The following is a 4,329-nucleotide window of genomic DNA, read 5'->3' on the forward strand; positions in this document are numbered from 1 at the left end:
TACATTTTTGAATGACGATTTCCATCTTGTCGCCTTTGGGCAGACTCTGGGCCACCGTGATTTTAACACGCGGCTCCTGCGTCATCGGCAAGTTCTCTATAATGGAGACGGTAACGACGCCTTCGGCGATTGATGCGATTTCGGCCAGCGCTTCGCGGGATACTCCGTCGCTTACAATCAACTCGTCCCCCGCCTTGCCGCGCATCACTCTGGCGATATGACGGGCATCCTCGCCGCCGATCAGTACGGTGCCTTCTCCGAAATTTTCGGGAGATACGAAATATCGCTGCATGCTTATCAACACCCTGTTCTGTATTTAGAGCTTACATCTTCTATTCAGGCGAAAACGGCGGCGTCCCTCGCCTACCGGGCCCTGCCGCCGTTTCAAATTCAATCACGTTCCATCATACAACGTTTGCTTCATGATGAACAGTCCTGCAGATTCATTTACGTAAAAAGTTGATAGAAAAAATTAAGAATATCTGATCGCATCATAATTGCCCACATGCTTAAAGGCCCGATCGTACGCGCCTGAAGCGCGGGAATAAATACGATCAAGAGGAACAAGAACATCGCCCACTGCTCGAACCGCTGCAGTCTCCCCAGAATGGAACGCGGCGCGAGATCCTCGATAACCCGGTAGCCGTCCAGCGGCGGCAGCGGGATTAAATTAAACAGAAACAGGAAGAAATTCCAGAAAGTAAATAAGCTTAAAAATAATTGTGCAGCTTCCTGCCCCTTACCCGCCGGAATGGCGTCAAAGACGCCTGTCGCGATCAGCACCCCATAGATCAGGCAGCCAATAATCGCCAGCAGCAGATTACTAACCGGCCCGGCGAGGGACACGATGATGCCCATCAGACGCGGACGGCTGAAGTTATCGCGGTTGACCGGCACTGGCCGCGCCCAGCCAAAGCCCGCGATCAGCAAGAGAATAATCCCGAAAAAATCGAAATGCACCTTCGGATTCAGCGTCATGCGGCCCAGGAGACGGGCTGTCGGGTCGCCGAACTTGTTGGCAAAATAAGCGTGGCTGAACTCATGCACCGTAAAGGCAATCAAAATCGTTATCAGAAAAAAAGGCAGCTCATCCAGCCGCATACGAATAATACTTTGCAAAAAATCCATCTTTACCTCTTTCCGGCTGTGAACGCCACCCAATCTTCTTCCTTCGTTACTTCCTTGATTTCAAATCCGGAAGCTACCAGAGCCTTCCTTACCAGCTCTTCCTTATCCTTATAAATGCCGGATGTGATATAGATTCCGCCAGGCTGGAGGGCCCGGTATACATCATCCGTGAACAGCACGATAATTTCCGCCAAAATATTGGCTACCACAATCTTGACCGGCAGCTTCACGCCAAGTCCATCCTGCGGTGAATCGGAACCGGCTGCCTGGCCGGCGTCTTCAGCATGGCTTCCGCTGCCTGCGTCACCGGATATCGGCGCATACTCCCCTGCCGCACCGTCCGCAGCCGGTGTCTGCGCCGGTCTGGCCGAGGGCCACATCGCTCCGGCCGGCGTCTCCGCCGCGCCTTCGCCGCCGAGCAGGGATAAGAGGTCGCTCTCTTTTACCGTTATGACGTCGGAGAGACCGTTCAGCTCCACGTTCTCCGCAGCGCTCTGAACGGCAACTGGGTCAAGATCCAATGCAAGCACGGACCGCGCGCCAAGCAGCATCGCGCCAACGGCCAGAATGCCTGAGCCCGTGCCAACGTCGATTACTTCTTCCCCGCCGGAGATCGCTTTCTCCAGCGCCCGCAGACAGAGGGCGGTCGTCGGATGGGTTCCTGTGCCGAAGGCCATGCCCGGGTCCAGCTCGATGATTTTCTCCTCCGGGCTAGCGGGAATGTACTCCTCCCACACCGGCTTGATCGTCAGCCGTTCGCTGACCCGAAGCGGCTTGAAATACTGCTTCCAGGCATGAGCCCAGTCATCCTCGTCAACCGTCTTCCAGCTGATGTCGGCCTTGCCGGGATCAATGCCGAATTCCCGCAGCTCCATGACGCGGGGCGCAAGCTCCGCGCAGATGCTGTCCATCGGCGATCCTTCCGTGAAATAGCCCTTGATCACCGCTTCCCCTTCGGGAATATCATTCAGCGGCTCGTCGTAAAGCTCCCCGTAGCGCGTGTCGCGCGTCTTGCTCAGCGTGCCGGATTCCTCAATCGAAACTCCGCCCGCCCCCGCTTCCTGGAGCAGTGTGGATATCATCTCCTGCGCTTCTTCGGTTGTATGTATCGTCAATTCATGCCATAGCATTGCGGTCCTAAAGCCTCCTAAAAGTTTTGATAGCATACGCTTCTTTGATGTTCTGCGCAAAACTCCCTTCGGAAGCATGGGATACCCCTCATTTTCCAGACGGAAGTCGTAGTTATTATACCTCACCGCCGTGCCATGCGCCAAACCCGCAGCTGAAAGCGCCGATCTGAGGGCGGCAGCATCATCTGGCCCAGAGACAAGTGAACCCTTTGTGGATGCCGGCTATGTCTGAGGCGCAGGGGAACCTCAAACGGCTGTATTACGGTCACATTCGACTCATTTCTGCTGCTCGCTTTTGATTTTCTTATCCCGGTACTGAGTGGGTGCGACACCAAGGCGTTTCTTGAATGCTTTCGAGAAGGAGAAGATATCGGGGTAGCCGACAGAGTGGGCAATTTCGGCCAAGGTATAGGAGGTCTGCTCCAGCAACCAACAGAACCCTTCGCTTAAATACTACATGCGGTTGGCCAAAGGCTTAAACGACCTGAGAAATACCTTCTGAATGTCGATATGGACAACTATAAAAAGTGCGGCAATCATCATTGAGCCGATAAGATTACGGATGATACTTACGCTGCCCGCAAGAATAAAGAACGAAAGGAGCATCCGCCTATTACGCATCTGGATCGGCTGGCAAATCCGGTGTCGATTCACGTGGATACCTACGGGACAGGCCGCATTGGCGAAGACAAGCTGGTGGAACTGATCCGCGACAACTTCGATCTGCGTCCGGCAGGCATCATTAAGATGCTGGACCTGCGCAAGCCGATTTACAAGCAAACCGCAGCTTATGGTCATTTTGGCCGGAACGATCTGGATCTCCCTTGGGAGAGAACGGATGAATCCGAGCTTCTGAAATCGCAAGCAGGCCTGGAAGTATTTCAAAAGTAAAAATAGAGTGGTTCAGCGTGGATTTAAAGACACCCGCATATCAGCCGGACACCACGTTCAGGTGTACGGAGGAAAGCGGGTGTTTTGTTATCTCCTGCTTATATTCCGGCAGATGCAGTCCCGTACATGGTCGTTCACCATCCCGGATGCCTGCATGAACGCGTAGCAGATTGTACTGCCGACGAACTTCATGCCTTTCTTTTTCAGCGCTTTGCTCATGGCGTCCGACTGCGGCGTCGACGCGGGAACATCCTTCAGGCTCTCCCGGTCAGGCAAGACCGGCTCGCCGCCGACAAAGCTCCACAAATAACGGCTGAAGCCTCCTTCATCCCTGGAAATTTCGCCGTATACTCGCGCGTTATTAATAATAGCCTTGATTTTGAGACGGTTGCGTATGATCCCCGCATTATTCATCAGCTCTTCAACTTTTGCGTCGTCATACCGGATAATTTTCTCCGGGTCGAACCCGTCGAAGGCTGCGCGGTAACTCTCCCTTTTTTTCAAAATCGTATACCAGCTCAGGCCCGCCTGCATCCCTTCCAGCATCAGCAGCTCGAACAGCTCGAGGTCGCCGTACACCGGCTTGCCCCATTCTTCATCATGGTAAGCTATATAAAGCGGATCGCTGTTTACCCACCCGCATCTTATCTCATTCAAGGCTCATTCTCCTTTATACCGCCCGTGTAAACTTCTGTTCAACATTTAGGCTTGACGGTCATAATCTTTCAGTCTAATAACTGTATACGAAAAAAAGGGAGGAGCGCAAGGCCCACTCCGTCTTTCCTGTCAGTTTCATCTAATGATGTAGAATACCTCAGCCGAATTGTAACCTTGACCTGCCCGTCCATTCATTTATTGCGCCGGACTGCCGCTGTGCGTCGGCCCGGGTTGCAGCGTGACCCTTGTCTCTTTTTCCGGATCGTCGAGGGTATAATAAAACATATGGATTTCCGCTTCCGTCCCCTTGAAGTTCTTGTAAACGTCGATGGCCTTGTTATTGCCGTCCCCGGTAAAGTTGGCAGTGAGCTGTTTCCCTCCGATTCTCTCTCCGTCCCGTAGGATATAGGTCTGGTTAACGCCACCGAAACGGGCATCCTCGCTTCCAGTTTCTACGTAAAGGTCGGCCCCCTGTCTGTAATAAGTCCACGTTACCGGATACCCGCCGATCGTTGTTTCCAGC

Annotated in this window: 5 protein-coding genes and 2 pseudogenes; 1 reads left to right on the forward strand and 6 read right to left on the reverse strand. The window is 53.4% G+C overall.

Annotated features, from left to right (window positions below):
- The 4 genes from L691_RS0112050 to L691_RS31305 form a co-directional block, all read right to left on the reverse strand.
- The coding region (locus L691_RS0112050) for an RsmE family RNA methyltransferase (RefSeq protein WP_025690784.1) at positions 1-292 on the reverse strand (292 nt) is incomplete at its 3' end.
- Between the two features lie 155 nt (positions 293-447).
- Positions 448-1,128: a site-2 protease family protein gene (locus L691_RS0112055; protein ID WP_025690785.1), complete on the reverse strand. Its 681-nt coding sequence runs from the start codon at positions 1,126-1,128 to the stop codon at positions 448-450.
- Positions 1,129-1,130: 2 nt separating this feature from the next.
- A complete protein-coding gene (gene prmA, locus L691_RS0112060; protein ID WP_025690786.1) occupies positions 1,131-2,258 on the reverse strand; it encodes a 50S ribosomal protein L11 methyltransferase in 1,128 nt (375 codons plus the stop codon).
- Positions 2,259-2,534: 276 nt separating this feature from the next.
- The gene (locus L691_RS31305; RefSeq protein ID WP_084654093.1) at positions 2,535-2,687 is read right to left on the reverse strand and encodes a helix-turn-helix domain-containing protein; all 153 of its coding nucleotides are present in this window, start codon (positions 2,685-2,687) and stop codon (positions 2,535-2,537) included.
- Between the two features lie 201 nt (positions 2,688-2,888).
- On the opposite strand from L691_RS31305, the pseudogene L691_RS0112075 reads away from it, so the two are divergent.
- A pseudogene (locus tag L691_RS0112075) lies at positions 2,889-3,149 on the forward strand (methionine adenosyltransferase domain-containing protein); the annotation flags it as partial.
- A gap of 87 nt (positions 3,150-3,236) precedes the next feature.
- On the opposite strand, the gene L691_RS0112080 reads toward L691_RS0112075, so the two are convergent.
- Positions 3,237-3,806 carry a DNA-3-methyladenine glycosylase I gene (locus L691_RS0112080; protein WP_025690788.1) on the reverse strand — a complete coding sequence of 190 codons (570 nt, stop codon included), beginning with the start codon at positions 3,804-3,806 and terminating at the stop codon, positions 3,237-3,239.
- A 195-nt stretch (positions 3,807-4,001) separates the two neighbouring features.
- Positions 4,002-4,329: pseudogene (locus tag L691_RS32760) on the reverse strand (DUF4179 domain-containing protein); the annotation flags it as partial.

It is taken from the genome of Paenibacillus zanthoxyli JH29 (assembly GCF_000520715.1).
Lineage (GTDB): Bacteria > Bacillota > Bacilli > Paenibacillales > Paenibacillaceae > Paenibacillus_AQ > Paenibacillus_AQ zanthoxyli.